20 protein-coding genes are annotated in these 18038 nt (G+C 43.1%); 7 read left to right on the top strand and 13 right to left on the bottom strand.

Annotated features, from left to right (window positions below):
- Nucleotides 1-26: 26 nt before the first annotated feature.
- From BK026_RS10380 to BK026_RS10360, 5 genes are all read right to left on the bottom strand, one after another.
- The gene (locus BK026_RS10380) at nt 27-1403 is read right to left on the bottom strand and encodes an MFS transporter (RefSeq protein ID WP_371264982.1); all 1377 of its coding nucleotides are present in this window, start codon (nt 1401-1403) and stop codon (nt 27-29) included.
- 19 nt (nt 1404-1422) lie between these two features.
- A complete protein-coding gene (locus BK026_RS10375) occupies nt 1423-2010 on the bottom strand; it encodes a BON domain-containing protein (RefSeq protein ID WP_071815798.1) in 588 nt (195 codons plus the stop codon).
- Between the two features lie 11 nt (nt 2011-2021).
- On the bottom strand, nt 2022-2618 hold the full coding sequence (locus BK026_RS10370; RefSeq protein WP_071815797.1) for a phosphoheptose isomerase: 597 nt from the start codon (nt 2616-2618) through the stop codon (nt 2022-2024).
- A gap of 127 nt (nt 2619-2745) precedes the next feature.
- Complete coding sequence (locus BK026_RS10365; protein ID WP_071815796.1) at nt 2746-3087, bottom strand: YraN family protein; 342 nt, start codon at nt 3085-3087, stop codon at nt 2746-2748.
- 3 nt (nt 3088-3090) lie between these two features.
- Nucleotides 3091-5097 carry a penicillin-binding protein activator gene (locus BK026_RS10360; RefSeq protein WP_071815795.1) on the bottom strand — a complete coding sequence of 669 codons (2007 nt, stop codon included), beginning with the start codon at nt 5095-5097 and terminating at the stop codon, nt 3091-3093.
- Nucleotides 5098-5238: 141 nt separating this feature from the next.
- On the opposite strand from BK026_RS10360, the gene rsmI reads away from it, so the two are divergent.
- Both rsmI and BK026_RS10350 read left to right on the top strand, forming a co-directional pair.
- A complete protein-coding gene (gene rsmI / locus BK026_RS10355) occupies nt 5239-6075 on the top strand; it encodes a 16S rRNA (cytidine(1402)-2'-O)-methyltransferase (protein ID WP_071815794.1) in 837 nt (278 codons plus the stop codon).
- A gap of 106 nt (nt 6076-6181) precedes the next feature.
- Complete coding sequence (locus BK026_RS10350) at nt 6182-6445, top strand: hypothetical protein (RefSeq protein WP_071817593.1); 264 nt, start codon at nt 6182-6184, stop codon at nt 6443-6445.
- A gap of 82 nt (nt 6446-6527) precedes the next feature.
- Here the strand turns inward: BK026_RS10350 and BK026_RS10345 are convergent, their stop codons facing one another.
- The 4 genes from BK026_RS10345 to BK026_RS10330 form a co-directional block, all read right to left on the bottom strand.
- Nucleotides 6528-7544 (bottom strand): hypothetical protein, encoded by a 1017-nt coding sequence (locus tag BK026_RS10345; protein ID WP_143142117.1) that lies wholly within the window; start codon nt 7542-7544, stop codon nt 6528-6530.
- An 82-nt stretch (nt 7545-7626) separates the two neighbouring features.
- Entirely contained in the window at nt 7627-9375 is a 1749-nt protein-coding gene (locus tag BK026_RS10340) for a hypothetical protein (RefSeq protein WP_143142116.1), read from the bottom strand.
- Nucleotides 9376-9500: 125 nt separating this feature from the next.
- The gene (gene nspC, locus BK026_RS10335) at nt 9501-10631 is read right to left on the bottom strand and encodes a carboxynorspermidine decarboxylase (protein WP_071815792.1); all 1131 of its coding nucleotides are present in this window, start codon (nt 10629-10631) and stop codon (nt 9501-9503) included.
- A 190-nt stretch (nt 10632-10821) separates the two neighbouring features.
- Complete coding sequence (locus BK026_RS10330; RefSeq protein WP_071815791.1) at nt 10822-12024, bottom strand: saccharopine dehydrogenase family protein; 1203 nt, start codon at nt 12022-12024, stop codon at nt 10822-10824.
- Between the two features lie 81 nt (nt 12025-12105).
- Here BK026_RS10330 and BK026_RS19660 point away from each other — a divergent pair, with 81 nt between their 5' ends.
- A complete protein-coding gene (locus BK026_RS19660; protein WP_177247902.1) occupies nt 12106-12246 on the top strand; it encodes a hypothetical protein in 141 nt (46 codons plus the stop codon).
- A gap of 78 nt (nt 12247-12324) precedes the next feature.
- On the opposite strand, the gene BK026_RS10320 is transcribed toward BK026_RS19660, so the two are convergent.
- Nucleotides 12325-12735, bottom strand: a complete 411-nt coding sequence (locus BK026_RS10320) for a hypothetical protein (protein ID WP_014999348.1) — start codon at nt 12733-12735, stop codon at nt 12325-12327.
- Nucleotides 12736-12918: 183 nt separating this feature from the next.
- Nucleotides 12919-13929: an AraC family transcriptional regulator gene (locus BK026_RS10315; RefSeq protein ID WP_256253759.1), complete on the bottom strand. Its 1011-nt coding sequence runs from the start codon at nt 13927-13929 to the stop codon at nt 12919-12921.
- A gap of 143 nt (nt 13930-14072) precedes the next feature.
- Here BK026_RS10315 and BK026_RS10310 point away from each other — a divergent pair, with 143 nt between their 5' ends.
- On the top strand, nt 14073-14501 hold the full coding sequence (locus BK026_RS10310; protein WP_071815789.1) for an SRPBCC family protein: 429 nt from the start codon (nt 14073-14075) through the stop codon (nt 14499-14501).
- Nucleotides 14488-15300, top strand: coding sequence for a sterol desaturase family protein (locus tag BK026_RS10305; RefSeq protein ID WP_071815788.1), 813 nt, complete (start codon nt 14488-14490; stop codon nt 15298-15300). Before BK026_RS10310 ends, BK026_RS10305 begins: the two co-directional genes overlap by 14 nt.
- A gap of 75 nt (nt 15301-15375) precedes the next feature.
- Here BK026_RS10305 and BK026_RS10300 read toward each other — a convergent pair whose 3' ends face one another.
- Both BK026_RS10300 and BK026_RS10295 read right to left on the bottom strand, forming a co-directional pair.
- Complete coding sequence (locus BK026_RS10300; RefSeq protein WP_071817590.1) at nt 15376-15621, bottom strand: DUF4282 domain-containing protein; 246 nt, start codon at nt 15619-15621, stop codon at nt 15376-15378.
- Nucleotides 15622-15792: 171 nt separating this feature from the next.
- Nucleotides 15793-16722 (bottom strand): 1-aminocyclopropane-1-carboxylate deaminase/D-cysteine desulfhydrase, encoded by a 930-nt coding sequence (locus BK026_RS10295; protein ID WP_071815787.1) that lies wholly within the window; start codon nt 16720-16722, stop codon nt 15793-15795.
- Nucleotides 16723-16830: 108 nt separating this feature from the next.
- Between BK026_RS10295 and BK026_RS10290 the strand changes: the two genes are divergently transcribed.
- Nucleotides 16831-17406 carry a chalcone isomerase family protein gene (locus BK026_RS10290; RefSeq protein WP_083575065.1) on the top strand — a complete coding sequence of 192 codons (576 nt, stop codon included), beginning with the start codon at nt 16831-16833 and terminating at the stop codon, nt 17404-17406.
- 63 nt (nt 17407-17469) lie between these two features.
- The gene (locus BK026_RS10285) at nt 17470-18033 is read left to right on the top strand and encodes a DUF3833 domain-containing protein (RefSeq protein ID WP_071815786.1); all 564 of its coding nucleotides are present in this window, start codon (nt 17470-17472) and stop codon (nt 18031-18033) included.
- Nucleotides 18034-18038: the final 5 nt, after the last annotated feature.

Genomic DNA, 18038 nt, shown 5'->3' with positions numbered 1-18038 from the left:
TTACATACAACAAGTTCGGGCTAGCTTTATAGCGCTTTTTTTGCCTTGCGCTTGTTTAAAACTGCGTCGCCGTCCTCTTTCGACAGCATTAAGCTGTCGTAAATACTTACGAGCGCCACGGCGCCCATAAACAGCATAGATAGCGTGAAAGTTTGTAAATTTGGCGTGTCGGGGCTTTGGCCAAGAATGAGCGCTGCAGCAGCAATAGCAAGCGCTGATAAGGTAATACCTAGGCCTCGATTCATCTGCATAAGAATAGCACCCAGCGTATTGGCATCTCGCATTCTATTGGGCGGTACGTCGGCAAAAGCAATGGTGTTTATTAACGTTAGGTGCATTGAGCGAGCCACGCCGTTAGCAAACAAAATTGCGGCAATAGCAAACGATGACGTAGTGTGATTTATCATTGCTAGCGCGACAAAACCAAGAGCGATAAGCACACCGTTTACTACGAGTACACGTTTAAAACCGAACCTATTCATGATCCAGGTTGTCGCGGGCTTTATCGCCAAGTTCCCTACAAAAAGCCACAGCAGCAGTGAACCAGCCTCTACCGGCGAGTAACCAAGCCCTAGCTGTAGCATAAGCGGCACAAGAAAAGGCGCACTTCCAAGTGCCACTCGCACAACAGAGCCTCCGTAGACCGAAAGTCTGAAAGTTTTGTGCTGCATAGCGTCGAATGAAAAAAGAGGATTTTTGGCGTTCTTGACATGCCGTATAGCGAAAATCATCAGTACTAAGCCAATACCAATGACACTAAGTGACTGAAGAAATTTATCGCTTGTGCTGGCAAGAAACTCAATGCCAGCCATAAAAAGCGCAAAGCCGACGCCAGTAAGCAAAAAACCTTTAATATCAAATTTGCCCACATCGCCTTTGGTGTTTCGCAATAAGTAAAGAGAGGCGATCATCGCGACAATACCCAGCGGAATATTCATATAAAAAATCCACTGCCAGCTAAAATGTGTGGCTATGTATCCGCCAAGCACTGGCCCTAACAGCGGTGCACTCAAAGCCGGCCATGTGATAATGGCTACGGTTTTTACTAGTTTTTCTTTGGGCAAATCCCGCAATACCACTAGTCTTCCTACTGGCACCATCATTGCGCCGCCTAAACCTTGTAGAATACGAGATAAAGTAAATTCAAATAAACTGGTACTTAAGCCACAAAGGATGGAGGCTATAGTGAAAATAGCGATCGCCGCCAAAAATATTGTGCGAGCACCAAATTTGTCGGCAGCGTAGCCGCTTAGAGGAATAAACAGCGTGACAGCTACCAAATAGGCCGACACGCCAATAGAAAGGTGGGTCGCCGGCACGTTAAAGTCGGCAGCAATAACAGGGAGAGCCGTAGTGATCACCGTGGCGTCTAAAATTTCCATAAAGAGCGCCCCTGCTACCAAAAGGGCAGTGGCGAACTCTCTATTTAACAATTTCAAAAGCTCTTATAACGCGAGCAACACCGGTTATGTTACGGGCAATATCTACCGCTGCAGTAGCTTCTAAATTGGTCAATCGACCCATGAGAAACACTTCCGAGTCTTGAACCACTACTTTTACTTGTAAGGCCGGTACGCGCTCGTCGGCCACAATCTTTGTGCGTACCTTAGATGCTAACCAAATATCGTTTGCTTGCGTGCCCGCACCAATTGGGTCTCCAATTCGAATTTGATTGTGGATTTTTTTAATATAGGTTACTTCTTGAGTGCGGCTAACGGCTTCATCGATAAGCCCTTGCTGTGGTGCTTGACCAGTTAGTAGCGCTACACCGTTATACACATCAACCTGAAGATTGGTCTGCTCTTTAAGTGAATCGCTTTTAGACCACTGATAAGAAACAGATGTGGCAGCGTTTTGGTCGTCTAACTGGGTTCCTACAGTTCGTCGATCATTCGCAACTTTTGCTGCCATAGCTCCAGCTGCGCCAACTGCGACAACACAACCTTGAAGGGATAAAATCAAAGTAAAACAGGTGGCAAGTAGGCCTAACTTTCTAGCGTTCTTTGTCATAATATTCTTTGTTACTCATCGCCATGATCCGCTGGGAATAAGCTATCGTCTATACATTCACACAGGTTGTGGATTACAAGAAGGTGAACTTCTTGAATGCGTGCGGTGCGGTTTGAAGGCACGCGGATCTCAACATCATGCTCACTCAAAAAGCCAGCCATTTCACCACCGTCTTTGCCGGTAAGCGCAACAATCGTCATATCGCGCGATAGCGCTGCTTCCATTGCAGCAATAACGTTTCTTGAATTACCTCTGGTAGAAATGGCGAGAAGAATATCGCCTGGTTGACCTAAGGCACGCACTTGTTTTGCAAAAATTTCATCGTAGCTATAGTCATTAGCAATAGATGTGAGTGTTGAAGTATCTGTACTCAGTGCAATTGCTGGTAAACTAGGGCGGTCTCGTTCATAGCGGTTCAACATCTCTGACGAGAAATGTTGCGCGTCACCTGCCGAGCCACCGTTTCCACAACTAAGTACTTTATTGCCGCGAATAAGTGCTTCTACCATCATGTTTGCCGCTTTTTCGATAGACTCAGGCAATATTTCTGACGCGGCGATCTTAGTTTGAATGCTTTCAGTAAAATTCGCTTTAATTTGTTCAATCATATTTATAATCTCTTTTAATACAAACGGGAAAGGAACGCATACGAAAAGGTAAAGCACGATTGTATTTGCACATTAGGCGTGGTTATTCACCTTGCAATATGAATACAACACGTCTGTCTGCAATGCCTTAACCTACATTCCTTAGCCACTGGAGCTTTTCACCGTCTATGGCAATAACGTCAATGCGTAAGGGCGTAGACGCTGGATTTAATCCATTATCTAACAAATAGAAACCAAACGCAGCCTGTATTCGCTGTAGTTTCCTTGCGGTAACAAACTCTAATGCGCTGCCGAATTGGCTTTTTTTGCGGTACTTAACTTCGATACACACAATCGTTTGCCCATCTTTCATGACAATGTCTAATTCACCGCGTCGTGTGTGATAATTGCGACTAAGCAAACAAAGACCTTGCTTTTCAAGAAATTCGCAGGCTTGGTCTTCTGCTGCATTCCCTTGCAGTTTCGACATTTTTTACTCCGAGAGCATCTGTACTTTTTCGTCGCGGATCATAGCTTGTGGTTGCTGACGTACTACTTCTCCGTTTTGATTCAGCGAAAGTGAGCCAGTTAAGCCCTCGTGCGACAAGAATTTAAGGGTATTGAGCATCCCGAGCTGCGGGAGCAGTTGATAAGCGTCGAAGCCAAAGGCAAAAAGACGCTTTTGCATAGTGTTTTGCTTTTCCCACGCTAGCTCTACTTCCTGCTGTAACGACGGCCATTCATGTGATGGCATCAACCAAGGCATATCAATGAAGTGAACATTTTGGAGGTCACGCCACTGGTTTTTGCCGCTGTCGTAGTCCATCGAACGTGATGTGGCGTAAACGGGCACTTGTTTACCATCATACGGATTTAAGCTTGCTTCAATAATGGGATTAAGTAACTCAGTATCCTGGGGCGATGCGAATGCAACGATAACATCAATATCACGTCTGCTGCGTGGCATGTTGTAGACTTCGTCGTTGGTCATGTACTCAATTTGCTTAATACGATCATTGCTCTGTGCAACGTCTAGCGCTTGCGTAATACCTTCCCTAAGTGAATTACTGTCGTTAAACGTAACCGATGTTATGTTCGTGCGAAGCTTGTTCTCTTTGTTGTTAAGTGCTCTCCAATGCCTTTTGAACGTTGTATCCATGCGCTGATATAAACCACTTTGTGCAGCAATAACGATGGGGGCACGAAACCCTTTATTGAATACAAGTTCAGCCAGTTGCTTGGCTTCATCTTCCGGTGCTAGACCAAAATAATTGATTGCGGCAGATAGGCCTAAAGCTTCAAGCTCTCCTTGCTCGTTGTAAGCTGCTAGTTCGTTTTCTAATCCACTTACACGACTGAGCTGTGCAGGTGAAGCTACTGAATCAGGCGACGTGTCTGACGTGGTATTGGCAAGTGCGGTTAATTCTTCAGGACGATTTAACGCTAGCACATTAACACCGGCAGGCAAGCGCGGTACCAACTGTTCTACAGTGTCTTTGAGTAACGGACCGACAATAAATTTAGTGTTGCCAATTTCATCTAGCAAATGCTGCGTATCAACACCACTTGTGTCAATAAAACGAAGACGCGGTAAGAGGTGGTCGTTTTGTTTCTTTTCAACATCGGCATAATACGCGGACATAATACCGTCTTTAACCATTTGCCCTGTGCGCGCCAGTCTACCTGTGAGAGGCAGTAAAACTGCAATGTCATTAGCGCCCGCATCAGATAATTGTGATGCTTGGATCACTGTTTTAGGTAGCGTATTCCCTAATAGATGACCACGATAAACCTGTTGAAATTGCGATAGATTTTTTGCAAGTGCCGCAGGTGAATTTGCGTGTGTTTCAGTTAACCGGCGGAGCGTGATAAAAGGCGAAAGAGCAGGGTAGGTTTCTTCTATCGTCAGCAACGATCCTTTGGGTATAGAAGTCAACCACTGCCAAACGTGTTGTACTTTCTCTTCGGTAGATAAATTAGTTTTTAGTATGCTATTTGCCGCTGCAGCATATTGACCTTGCTGCAGATAAAGCTGCGTTTGAAGCGCTGCTTTTTCAATTGCTGTTTCGCCTTCCTCATTGACCTTGTCTAACATGGCAAGCAATTGTTCGGCAGGCACATCAGACGTTCCTGCGTAGGCTTTGGTAACTAAAAGTGCATAGTTTGATTGATGTACCCCAGAAACACCGTCTTCTTTTACTCCGTACAGTATCTGTTGAGCCATTACGGGTTGTTGGTCTTGAAGATAAAGGTCAGCCGCTTGAAGCAGCAGTGCATCGCGCTGTTCTTTATCGCGAGTCCGAGCCCATACTTTTTTTGCTTCAAGAAGTTTGTGCTCGGGCGTAACGTCCTTTTCAACCTGCGTGGTTTCAATTGGCGTTGGTTCCGCTACTACAGGCATCGACTGGGTTTTAGGTGTACTTCCACAGCCCGACAACAGCAATACCGAAGTAATGGTAGATAGCGTAAAAATTTTTCCAGCTTGTCCGATATGACGCACAGTTTCATTCCTTTTACATCGTTATAGGCCAAGTTTATCTTAACCAGCATGAAAATCTACGCTTGCCAGCATAATCTGGACTAATGGCGTGATACACTTAACGCATAATCTCCCAATTTAACGTAAGATTTAACCACTGTTATGACAGACACCGCCACTCTATATATTGTTCCCACGCCTATTGGTAATTTAGATGACATGAGCGCACGGGCCATTCACATATTAAGTGAAGTAAGCTGGATTGCTGCCGAGGACACTCGTCATAGTGCGCGTTTGTTACAGCATTTCAGCATTGGAACTAAAACTCTTTCACTTCACGAGCATAATGAAGACAAGCGCACAGCTATGCTTTGTGAACGTTTAAAGGGGGGGGAGTCGGTCGCCTTGATAAGTGACGCCGGAACACCACTTATCAGTGACCCTGGTTTTGTTCTTGTGCGTAAGTGCCGTGAGCAGGGTATTCCGGTTAGCGCATTACCCGGCCCATGTGCGGCAATAACCGCGTTAAGTGCATCAGGTTTACCAACAGACAAGTTTATGTTTGAAGGATTCTTACCGGTCAAAACTCAGGCACGAGAAGGTGTGCTTTTAGCGTTAAAAGATAGAACTTTTACTACCGTATACTATGAAGCACCACGCAGAATTTTAGACACGGTAAACGATATTCAACGCGTTTTAGGCGAACGCCACATTGTAGTAGCGAAAGAACTGACCAAAACCTTCGAAACTTATGTGAGTGGAAGCGCTCAAGACGTTATTGATTATCTCAATGCCGATGCAGCTCATCAAAAAGGCGAATTTGTTGTGATGATAGGTCCTGCAAAGATAGATGAACAGGCTATTCCTAGCGAAGCAATGTCACTGCTAAATAACTTGTGTGAGCACATGCCGCTAAAGAAAGCGGCAGCCGTAGTAGCCAGTCATTATGACTTGAAAAAAAATGCGCTTTATCAGGCTGGACTTGATGCAAAAGCGTAATTGGTTTTAGAAGACACTGATCTTAAGCATAACTTGCGAAATACAAAGTAGTAGATTCTATGTCAACCTTTAATGAGGAACGGGTTGAACACTAATGGAGGCGCACATGACAAAGACCCTTAAGATCACTATGTCTGAAGGCACGTGGCTAGTTGATATATTTTCTCAAGCGAACGACTCTGGCGTTTACGATTTAATTCACCCAAATAGCGAGACCGAACTCGCATTAAATGAAGGTGAAATGTACGGCTTTCGTTATAGTTTGCAAGGGAAGCCAGGCACAACTTTTCAAATAGAACTCGGTGATGACATCTTAGTTGAGGGAGAGATTGATAAATCTGAAGCTGCGTCGGGTAGTGGCGTCTTATAAATAAAAGAAAACCCGCATTATCAAGGCGGTTACTTAATTTGTGCTAAGGCGAGTTTTTGAACTCGCCTTATTTTTTTGTGCGTTAATCCGGTAGTTGATTTAGACAATCATCATCATCAAAATCACACAATATACCTAAAGTTGTAATTTCACTCTTCATCACTGGCCTCTCAAGTAAATCAGATACGAAGTCAGTCATCAAATCTTGACTTAATAGAGCAACCATTTCCAAATGATTTAATTCTTCGTAAATATTTACATCAATATTATCATTTGGAATGGAGTCAAAAACAGAATACTCAACAACTCTATCTTTATCAGATGCATAGATAAATGTAGGTGAAGTTACCCTATTCAGTTTTGCTATTAAATCGGTATCTTTTGATGTTGTTCCTGACTCCTCATAAACAATTTGAATTGCATCCTCAAGCGTGTCTTGGGAAATAAACGTCGCGTATATTTTATCTCTATACAGAATGTCGTAAATCGCTTTAGCTGAATAGTCAAAGTCGGCCATTGGCGCGACTAAATAGAGTTTGGCATTGTCAATTTGCTTCTCAACCTCAACTGCTGCTAATGCGCCCATTGAAAATCCAATAAGGTGCACTTTTACAGGGTTTAATCTTTGAATTTCAGCAACGATAGGAGGGGCGTAATCTAGGCCAAATTTGAACGTCTCTGTGTTTTCAGCGCTAGGTATAACGATGACTTCTGCGCCCGTCATGCGTTGTAACCATAATTGATGTATATATAAGACCTCAGTGGGTTGGCTATATCCAGCAAAGAGAAATATCAAATGGTTCGCAAGTGGTTTGGGGGGTTCTACGCCGTCACTTTTGGTTTCGTAGCGCCAGATCTTATGATTATCATTGATATGAAACCTAAATTCTAGACTATGATCACCTTCGGCAGACTCACCTAAACCTATTGCTTTAACACAGTAATTGTTGCTATCACACAATTGTTGCACAACAGCCCAATCTGAGATATTGCCCTCTACGTTAGATTTTTTAGGGCTTGTCATTTGATTGGCTAAATATGAAGCGCAACCGCTCAAGCTAATGAATAACAGCCCTATAGTAAATCCTTTTACCATCATTATTACTTTTCCTCTAAAACTCTCGATGCAATACAATATTATGGATTTCTTATCATTAACCAGTAAGTTGCAATGTCTAAAATCACTTTTCAAAATATACAATACTCTCTAATCTGATTGGTCTCTTTGCCAAACCAAGTCTCATAGCTGCTGTTGTCCCATCTTTTGCCTTTAAACAATAATTGTAAAAGAGCCGCACAATCTCCATGACCTTCAAATATGAATAAGGGTCATAGGCACTGTACCCATACCATTTACGCCGCTCGCTTGATGCTACAGACTTACTGCGTTCAAGAAGACTTACTCGGCGTCTAACGAACATGAAAAACCTATCTATTGCGGCAAGAGAAGAGGGTTTATATAGCTCAGCTTGCTCTTGAATGGATAGGTGCGTTATCGGTGTTAATGCGGCCACTAATTTCTCTGGTTCAGGCATCGTAAAGTGGGGATGTCTAAGCCACATTTCCTTACTAAAGGGGATAAGTTTTGTCTGAGGTATATTTTGTCGAAGCATGCTAATAATTGTATTGTATCTTTCCGTACCAGTAGCTGATCTGAATGATTTGCCAGCGATGACTTTAAATGCTTTATAAAAATCTTTTACGATTTCTTTTTTTTCATCAACAGTCAATCCTGTCCTGTTTTTGACGTAAAATGCATGAGCTGAACCATTTGATACACGCTCTTTATTGGCAAGCATAAATGCATTTCTTATTCCGGCCTCTCTATCAAGCGAGTAATGCACTTGTTTCACATTTCCCAAAAGCCTTGCTACTAATAAGAAGTGCGCATACATGGTGTACTCACTGTGAACCAAAGCACCTTTATCGGGGAGTTTTGTAGTACCGTCTAATATCTCTGCTTGTTCAAATGAACTATTTTCAAGCTTAGACAAGCCTTTTATATGCTCGTGAGTCGCCATGCTAAGCTCTTCATTATGATAACGTTGTAACCATAGACGTGCATGAGGTTGAAGGTGTGGCGGTGTAATTTTAGCGTTTACTTCGCTGGCATCAATCTCAGCTGCCGTTCTATCGATTAATGGATCATAGTTAAAGTGGACGCCAAAAACATACCCACTGATATTGTCGGCGCTACCTATCGCCCATAATTCAATGTTTCTTTTATCTCTACGATCACTCCAATTGCTAATATGTACCTGCCTATCAGTACAAATTTCAGCTTTTTGAGCATAGGTAGTTTTTAATAATCGAATTTCTCGCTCTTTAGCGAATGCTGAACTTTGCTCATACAGCCAGTTTAACTTATCAAAGTAGGTTTTTGACGAAATGTCCAATATCTCGCACATACGCCTCATTGGCGTTTTATTAACTATATGCAGAAAAAAGCTTTTGTTTATCTCTGAACGTCGATGTTGACGCCGCTTATTACCATCAGAAAATGTCTTTTTACAAAGCTTGCATTGATACCTCGTGTTGCCTGATGTTTGACCATGTCTTTTATATAAATTAGGATTATCGCTAACTGACATAAGATGATTATTACACTCGGTATTTGGGCAAGTGCATGAGGGTTCATGCAAATATGAGGATATACGAGACACCTCCTCTAGAATACCTACATTAGATTTGATAGGAGTGATCTCGCTACACACTCTGCATTGGAGATTGGGTTCATTTCTGCCCGAACCAGATATTTTATAAAATGGGTTAGAGCCTTTTCTTAAGCTGTATTCTGCTGGATTGTAATCATGAGGATCGACACAGAAGTTTGTACAAGCAGGATTCTTGCATCCGTTTACCTGTAGGCCCTTTAACGCCTCTGGTATCGTCTCAGAAATCCTTGCGTAAGATTTTTTTTGTAATTCCAAAACAAAGCCTCATGCTGTATTTGTATACAGTATGAGGCTTTCAATAAATTAACTCAACCTATAAGCACAAATTAAGTAACCGCCTTGCCCGCATTATGCGGGTTTTTTTATTTGAAAAAAATTCGTTAGGACAAACGCCCTTTAAAGTCTTCGTAGCTGAATTCGCGAACAAGCTCAAAGTCGCCGTTAGAACGCAGAATGCCGATAGCAGGGTGTTCTACACCGTTGAAGAAGGTGGTTTTCACCATGGTGTAATGCATCATGTCCTCAAACTGTAATCGATCGCCAGCCTTAAGTGGCGCATCGAACGAGTAAGTATCAATGACATCACCGGCAAGGCACGAATTGCCACCTAGCTTCACATTATATGCTTTCTCATTAGGCATACCCGCGCCCAAAATTGTAGGGCGATAAGGCATTTCCAGCACATCTGGCATATGTGCAGTAGCTGAAATGTCTAGAATAGCGATATCACCGTCGTTCTCAACCATATCAACCACTTCGCAAATTAATGGCCCTGTCTGCCACGCAACCGCAGAGCCTGGCTCAAGGATCACGTCTAAATGTGGGTAGCGCGCTTTGAAGTCTTTTAGCGTTGTAATAAGGTGCTCAACATCATAACCTTCACGGGTCATCAGGTGTCCGCCACCTAAGTTTAACCACTTTAATTGACCGAGCCATTTGCCAAAACGTTTTTCGATAGCTTCAAGCGTGCGTGCGGTAGCAAAAGAGTCACACTCACAAAGGTTGTGGCAGTGAAAACCTTCAATACCCGATAAGTCTACGTCTTCTAGCTCACTGGCACGTATGCCTAAGCGCGAACCAGGAGCAGCTGGGTCGTACAGTGGCGTATCAGCTTCTTGATGCTCAGGGTTTATGCGAAGGCCTAACGATACGTCAGCGAGTACGTCTTTATGCGCGTTCCACTGGGTCAAACTATTAAAAGACAGGTGATTAACAAGCCCCGCCAATTCCTTTGCGTCATTAACCTTGTACGCAGGAGAATATGCGTGAACTTCTTTACCCATCTCTGCAGCAAGTTTCGCTTCCCAAACCGAACTGGCCGTTGCTCCGTGCAAGTACTGTTTGATGATGTCGAAGCAAGACCACATTGAAAAGCCTTTAAGCGCCAAGATAATACGCGCGCCAGATTCGTCTTGAACCCGTTTCATCAGCTCAAGGTTTTTAATTAATTTTGCTTCTTCCAGCACGTAGCAAGGAGAGGGAATATCAGTGCGTTGAGTTAAATCGGTCAATGGGATAAAGCTCCAAAAAATAAAACTACTTTCAATATTTGCGCAACGCTTAATGTATTACATAACTGGCCTTAGCTCAAAAAATGGCTGCCTAGTGCAGTTTAACAACCTAGGATAATTTGAGACGTTTCGAATGCAGTTATAGCGTTAACAAAAAAGGGCGCTTGATTTAAGCGCCCTGATATATCGATTATTTGGTGAAAGGGCTGCTTTCACATTCAAGTACGTGCCATGGTAGGCCGTGCTCATTAAGCATTTCCATGAATGGGTCTGGATCGAATTGTTCCATGTTCCAAACACCCGCTTCTTTCCACGTGCCGTTAAGCATAAGCGCCGCGCCAATCATAGCAGGAACACCTGTGGTGTAAGATACTGCTTGTGCGCCTACTTCTTCGTTACATTTCGCGTGGTCACAGTTGTTATAGATAAAGATAGTTTTTTCTTTGCCATCTTTAATACCTGTGATGTAAGTACCAATGCACGTCATACCGCTGTAACCTTCGGCAAGTGAGCCAGGGTTAGGCAGTACTGCTTTTAAGAACTCTAGAGGTACAATCTTCTGACCTTGGAATTCAACCGGCTCAATGCTAGTCATACCAATACCTTCAAGTACACGCAGGTGGTTTAAGTAAGCATCACCAAAAGTCATCCAGAAACGTGCACGCTTGAGGGTAGGGAAGTGCTTAACGATAGACTCCAGCTCTTCGTGGAACATCAGGTAAGACGCACGAACACCAATGTTTTGATAGTCCAGATCTTCACGTACGCTTAACGGATCCGTTTCTTTCCACTCGCCGTTTTCCCAATAGCGACCGCGCTGTGTTATTTCACGAATGTTGATTTCAGGGTTAAAGTTAGTCGCGAAAGCCTGGCCGTGATCGCCGCCATTACAGTCTACGATATCAAGGTAGTGGATTTCGTCGAAGTAATGCTTAGCTGCATATGCTGTGTAAACGTTAGTTACACCTGGATCAAAGCCACTGCCAAGAAGGGCCATAATGCCTGCGTTTTTAAACTTGTCTTGATAAGCCCACTGCCACGAGTATTCAAACTTTGCTTCGTCTTTAGGCTCGTAATTTGCCGTATCTAGGTAATCGGTGTTAGTTGCAAGACATGCGTCCATGATTGGAAGGTCTTGATACGGCAACGCGAGGTTGATCACTAGGTCTGGTTTTACTTCGTTGATAAGTGCTTCCACTTCTTTTGCGTTGTCGGCATCAACAGCGAAAACGCCCTTAACGCGATCTGCACCTACTTCTTGCTGAAGCGCTTCACACTTAGATACCGTGCGGCTTGCTAAGTAAATTTCGTCGAAATGTTGCGGTAAACGTGCACATTTTTTCACAGTTACCGACGCAACACCGCCAGCACCAATAATTAAAACGCGAGACATAATAACCAATCCCTAATTTTGCTAATGAATTTTGGGCTGAATGCTAGCAGACCACTGGGATTTGGCAAGCAAAGACAGCCCATGACAGAACAAAAAATTTTAATCGTAACAACGAATGTAAAAGGTATTGCACACCTACTAGCGGCCTACCTTTCCATGGCCTCATTATTGACCGTTTATGGTCTACACCGAGATACGTCGTTCAATGGAAGTTTGAGCTGATACGAAAGCAGACACGTTTTTAAAATTAATAACGTGTCTGCAATTCTGCTCGGTTTAAAATATAAAGTCGCTCGAATTTCAGCGGGTAACCGTATCAATTGGTGGCGATATGACTACCTTATCATCAACTTTGTAATAAGGGTAAAGAATCAATCGCTCTTCGTGGTTCGGTGTAGCAGTGGCTATGGCAATGGCGTCGAGGGTTTTACTGTCTTGGGTATTAACTGCCGCAGCATAAACCAATACGCTGTAGCTGTTTGTGTCGGTGGTGGTATCGATAATTCGCCACTGAAGCTGCTCGATAAGCTGTGACTCTCGCTTTTTACCTTGTGTTTCGTCGTTGAAAATACAACCTACTCGGCCGTTTTCATAGATGGCCGCGAAGGGGTAAAACACATCGCATACGGGTAACATAAGCTCACACAAGCTTAGTGACTTCGACACGAGTACGTTTAATGGCGTTGGCAATGTAACTGGACGGTCGATCATAGCGCATCTCCTGTGAGTTAGCGTTGCTGGACACTTGCTAATACCTACGCTTACAACGTCACATTAGTTTAATAATCACTATTGCGATAGTAAATCACTGGCTTTTAATACTAAAAGCTTAAAAAACTAACGCTCCCCCATGAGATAAAAGAAATAGGTAGCCTAATCGAGATAAAGCAAAGGCTATTGTTTTGACCCTAATTGCTTTTGGTATTTTAGCGGGGTAGTGGAAAACCACTTTTTAAACACATGGGTAAATGATGATTGTTCCTGAAACCCCAATAAGTCTGCTGTATCGGCAATGGAGTGATGTTTCAGCAAATCATCTAGGCGGGCTTTGCGTTCGCTATTAAGAATTTGTTGAAAGCTGGTGCCACTTTGCTTCAATTTTCGCTGTAGAGTACGGGGGCTGATAAATAGTGCATTGGCTACACGTTGCTGATCGCAGCCTTTGAGTGTTGGGTTTGCCTTTAAAAGCGCAACAACTTTATGACTTATATCTTCATGCTGATTGGCGTTGAACTGGCTATTGCACGCCAGTAGCTCTTCTTCGGTCACTTTCACCAGTGCACTAAACATTGCTTTATTTTCACTGGTAAATGGAATATGTAGAAGGTGTTGAGGAAAAATGATGGCATTGCTGTTGGCTTTGTCCATTACCTCACAGTTGAACCATTTTTTAAGTATGCCTTTTTCAGCAATGCTCAATGGAAAAGTGAAGGTGACGGCATGTAATTGGCAGACTGAGCCTAGTATTTTGTAGACGGTTGCTACCCAGGCTGTGGTGTTGCGCAATACCATCTGCTTGCAATCGGCGCTTTTGGGTACCCACTCAACACGGGTATCCGCAGACTCGAAAAACACGCTGGTGGTGCCAATGTCAGCCACGAGGGCGTCAAAACGGGTAAGCGCATTGATGGCTTGAGCCAAGTTTTCACAACTTTCAACAAGATAACCCAGCACTCCGTAATCTTTCGCCTGTATATGTTTACCCAACTCAAAACCGAATAGCGAATTGTTGGTCAATGCTACCCCTTGGTTTAACAGTTCAACGTATACATCCATATCAACACGTGAAGAACCAGCCAGTGAGTCATGGTGCTGGGAAGTTAACGAAATATCGTCGGTACTAATTCCTAAGCTAACTAAATAGCTCACCGTACTTTGAATGTAGGCTGGGGAAACTGATGGCATATACTTGTCGCAAAATAACAAAAAGACTGTCGCATTAACGCAAGATAAAATAAAAATGTCAATTTATGCTAGGGCCTGTTGACCTTTGGTGTACAACAAAGGTCAACAGGCTCTAGGAGCCATCAGAAAAGGAAATATCGTAGATGGTTGACGTTTACTACCAAAAAAAAATTGCTGCAACGCCCAAAGAACTGCGCGATACGCTGCTCGATCACCAGAATTTAAGCGATTTTTTCAACGCGTCGTTTAAGGTGATGAAATCAGAAAATGATAATGAGATTAGCGGCGGAAAGGGCTGCGTAAGAGAAGTCACTATTCTTGGTGTACGTTTTAAAGAAGAGATTGTTTACGCAGATACCAACGGCATTGAGTATAGAGTGGTTGATGACTTTCCAGTGAAAGCTCACAGGGGCGTTATTGCGTTCACGCAGCAGGAAAATGCAACAAACGTTTCTTATCGCATTACCTGTCGCGCGCCCTGGTACATACCAAACTGGTTACTAACGCGCTTATTACAAAACGATATTGAGCAATGTCTAGATAAGTTAGGAGCACGTTTTGATCCCCGTTGAACTTATTTTGCTAGGGTTAAGCCCTGTTTTTCTGCTGTGTGTCTTTATTGAATTTAAAAGAGCGCGACAGTTTTACAATGTAAAAGACAGCGTGAATAATGCCTTACTTGCACTACTTCATCAGGGTTCTGACGCACTAGTATTGCTACTACTCATGCCCTTTTTTATTTGGTTACATCAGTTCTCACTATTTAAAATAGAACTTACTGCAGCGTCACTTTTTGTAGGTTTTCTCCTTCAAGACTTTTTGTACTACTGGTTCCATCGCGCGTCACATAACATACACTGGTTTTGGCTGGCCCATGTGGTACATCATAGCTCAACACGAATGAACTTCACGACGGCCTTTAGACAAAGCGTGTTGTATCCATTTGTAGGTATGTGGCTGTTCTGGGTACCAATGATACTTATTGGTTTTTCACCAAGCCTTGTCTTTGCCATCGTCGCTATAAATTTGGCTTATCAGTTTTTCGTGCATACTCAGACGATTGGAAACTTAGGTTGGGTGGAGCATATCTTCAATACGCCTACGCATCACCGTATTCATCACGCAACGAATAAGCCATACATCGATAAGAATTACGGGGGTGTACTTATAATATGGGATAAGTTATTCGGCACGTTCGTTAAGCAAGACAAAGCGATAACGATAAAGTATGGAATTGTAGGAAAAATGCCAAAGGATAATCCTCTTAGTGCTAATTTCAGTCAAATAGGTGTACTCCGTGAACAGCTTCAGCAGGCAAAAGGAATAAAAGCAAAATGTAAGAGGCTGTTTGGCTATCCTGCTGCAGATTGACGTCATGATTGTCTTTCGGACGCTATGGATAGAAAAGGCTAGCGCCTCCGAGAAAAGCGCTAGCTTAACGTTACACTATTCTCCATTCGCAATTTTCTGTAGATTGCCATTAATTTTAAAGAGTACGATAAGTAGCTCGCACCAAATCCTTGCGCCAACACAGCCTGACACGATAATAAATAGTCCGTATACAAAACTCGCGTCGTATCCCGCAAACATTTTCGATACGCCGCTTAACACTGATCCTAAAAGCAATAGCCAGTAAACGAACGTAATAATTTTAGGGGTTAGCATTGAGTCGAAGAAAAAGATATTTTTCATAGTCATTCCTTGACGAAGTTTGTAGGTTGCAAGCGCTAATGGTTGTGCCGCATCCCGCGACAAACTTCTTCTGTTATCGTTATTGAGTATTAGAAAGAATAGTGGGTAAGCCCACGACGTTAGTTTGTAACAGCGAAAAAACTAACGCAACACTCTGTGATAAAAAGCTCTTTACCTTGCGCCCTGCAAACCGCCTGTATGCAATATAACAACTGTTGACCCTTTTTCGAATGAGCCTTTAGCAAGCATATCTTTAACAGCCCAAAAAGTTTTGCCTGAGTAAACTGGCTCAATTTTAAATGTCATGGTGTTATTAAAATCATTGCAGAAGGTTTGAAGTTCACTCGGTGCTTTGGCGTAGCCGCCAAAATGATAAGCGTGGTCAATATACCAATTTGTTGGGCGTTGCGAGGACACCAAGAATTGGTTTACCAAGCTTTCTAAATAGCCTTCTCCTCTAAGTACGCCAACACCAATGGCTTTTCGATTCAAGCGAAGGGCAGTGGGACTTCTTTCTGCTAATTTTTGCTCGTTTAGCGCATTCACGATGCCCGCTAGTGTCGCGCCGCTTGCGACAGGAGCGACAATAACATCGAAGTCCACGTTAATTTCATCCACCATATCTGCTATCCCTTGAAGAGCTTGGGCTTGGCTTCCTCCCTCAGGAATGATCATTGCACCGGGTAGTTGCTGTTCGAGTTGATGTAGATATACGCTATCGTTCCTTTTTTGATAGGTCAGCCGGTCAACATAGTTGATGTGGGTGCCCCATTGCATTAAGTCTCGAATCATTGGCGTGGGGGCAGCACCGTAGTTTCCTCGAATAATAGCGGTAAAAGAAATACCAAGGTGATGACAAATAAAACCAAGAGCATGAAGGTGATTTGAAAATCCACCGCCAAAACTCACTATCGTTTTCGGCAAGGCGCCTTTTAATGCGTGACTCAGTTTTCGCCATTTATTACCCGACATTATGGGGTGAATAGCATCATCCCGCTTTACAAACAGCGATACATCGCAAGCGCCGTCCCAGTCTGGTTTAAACGGTGTCAGTGGCGAGGGAAGAGAGAGTAACGTTTCGAATGTATTCAGCGGTGACACGATAGGAGCCTAGTGACAATTGATCAATTGGACAATGGCAGGAGTATAACTAAACACATCTTTAATAAAAAACGTGTAATTTTTATTACGCGTTAAAAGAGTTCATTTATGGTTATTAATTTAACGAAAGCTGCCAATAAAAACGACAGGGCATTTGCCTTTGTTTTTTCTATCATCATGCTAATGAGCGGACTAACAATGCCAAACTATGCCAGTGCCAAAGGTGCTGATGAAAAGTATATCAATGAATATGTGCCCAATGCTGGCCTGGTCGGAAAAGGCATGTTTTCGTATTACTTCTGGGACGTGTACACCGGCGAGCTTTATGCATCTGGGGGGGAGTATGCAAATGAGCCACCCTTTGCGCTTCGATTAACCTATCAAAGAGAACTCGAAGGTAAACAAATTGCACAGCGCTCTATTGATGAGATGAAAAAGCAAGGAGGTTTATCGGCGGATAATGCAGAAAAATGGCTTTCATTAATGGCGCGTATTTTCCCAGACGTTAGCGAGGGTGATGTAATTACTGGTATTGCAACAGAAAGCGGCACAAGCGTGTTTTATGTGAACGGAAGCAAAGCTGACGAAATTAATGACGAAGTATTCACGCAGCGCTTCTTCGACATTTGGTTAAGCGACAAAACATCTGAACCAAAATTTAGGAAAAAGCTACTCGGTAAATAATAGCTTTTTGGCCTTGGACAATATCAATCAAATTAGTCTTTTAAATTGAGTGGGATAAGTAGAGTGATAAAAAGTACCGTTAAGTTTGTTTTAGGAATTGGAATTGCCGCAATAAGTATGGCCGGGCTATCAGGGTGTTCCGTATCAGTAGACGGTGAAGACTATAAGTCGGTGTCCCCCGTATTTGACATTGAGCAGTTTTTTAATGGCAACGTAAAAGCGTGGGGTATTGTACAAAATCGCTCTGGCGAGGTAGTACAACGATTTGTAGTAAACATCGATGGTTCAATAAAGGAAGATACTCTAACGCTTGAAGAGACTTTTGAGTACGGTGTGGGAGAGGGCGCAACCTCACGTACTTGGACTATTGTAAAGCAGAGCGACAATAGCTTTTTAGGTCGAGCAAGTGACATTGAAGGTCCTGCCAAAGGTACGAGCTATGGCAATGCGTTCAATTTTCATTACGAGATGGATTTACCTGTAGACGATACCACCTATGCAGTAACTTTTGATGACTGGTTTTGGGCATTTGACGACAGCACTATGATGAACCGTTCTTATATTCGCAAGTTTGGTATCGTGATGGCAGAAGTAACGATATTCATGCAAAAACAAAACGACAACTAGCTTTC

The sequence above is a fragment of the Alteromonas sp. V450 genome, assembly GCF_001885075.1.
Classification (GTDB): Bacteria; Pseudomonadota; Gammaproteobacteria; order Enterobacterales; family Alteromonadaceae; genus Alteromonas.
This window is presented reverse-complemented; position numbering and strand designations above follow the sequence as displayed.

Bases quoted from the DNA above. Each gene is read 5' to 3' on its own strand.
- BK026_RS10375 (WP_071815798.1), bottom strand. From the start codon at position 2,010: ATGACAAAGAACGCTAGAAAGTTAGGCCTACTTGCCACCTGTTTTACT.
- BK026_RS10370 (WP_071815797.1), bottom strand. From the start codon at position 2,618: ATGATTGAACAAATTAAAGCGAATTTTACTGAAAGCATTCAAACTAAG.
- BK026_RS10330 (WP_071815791.1), bottom strand. From the start codon at position 12,024: ATGTCTCGCGTTTTAATTATTGGTGCTGGCGGTGTTGCGTCGGTAACT.
- BK026_RS10315 (WP_256253759.1), bottom strand. From the start codon at position 13,929: ATGCCATCAGTTTCCCCAGCCTACATTCAAAGTACGGTGAGCTATTTA.
- rsmI (WP_071815794.1), top strand. From the start codon at position 5,239: ATGACAGACACCGCCACTCTATATATTGTTCCCACGCCTATTGGTAAT.
- BK026_RS10310 (WP_071815789.1), top strand. From the start codon at position 14,073: ATGGTTGACGTTTACTACCAAAAAAAAATTGCTGCAACGCCCAAAGAA.
- BK026_RS10300 (WP_071817590.1), bottom strand. From the start codon at position 15,621: ATGAAAAATATCTTTTTCTTCGACTCAATGCTAACCCCTAAAATTATT.
- BK026_RS10290 (WP_083575065.1), top strand. From the start codon at position 16,831: ATGGTTATTAATTTAACGAAAGCTGCCAATAAAAACGACAGGGCATTT.
- BK026_RS10320 (WP_014999348.1), bottom strand. From the start codon at position 12,735: ATGATCGACCGTCCAGTTACATTGCCAACGCCATTAAACGTACTCGTG.
- BK026_RS10345 (WP_143142117.1), bottom strand. From the start codon at position 7,544: ATGATGGTAAAAGGATTTACTATAGGGCTGTTATTCATTAGCTTGAGC.
- BK026_RS10365 (WP_071815796.1), bottom strand. From the start codon at position 3,087: ATGTCGAAACTGCAAGGGAATGCAGCAGAAGACCAAGCCTGCGAATTT.
- BK026_RS10350 (WP_071817593.1), top strand. From the start codon at position 6,182: ATGACAAAGACCCTTAAGATCACTATGTCTGAAGGCACGTGGCTAGTT.
- BK026_RS19660 (WP_177247902.1), top strand. From the start codon at position 12,106: ATGACAGAACAAAAAATTTTAATCGTAACAACGAATGTAAAAGGTATT.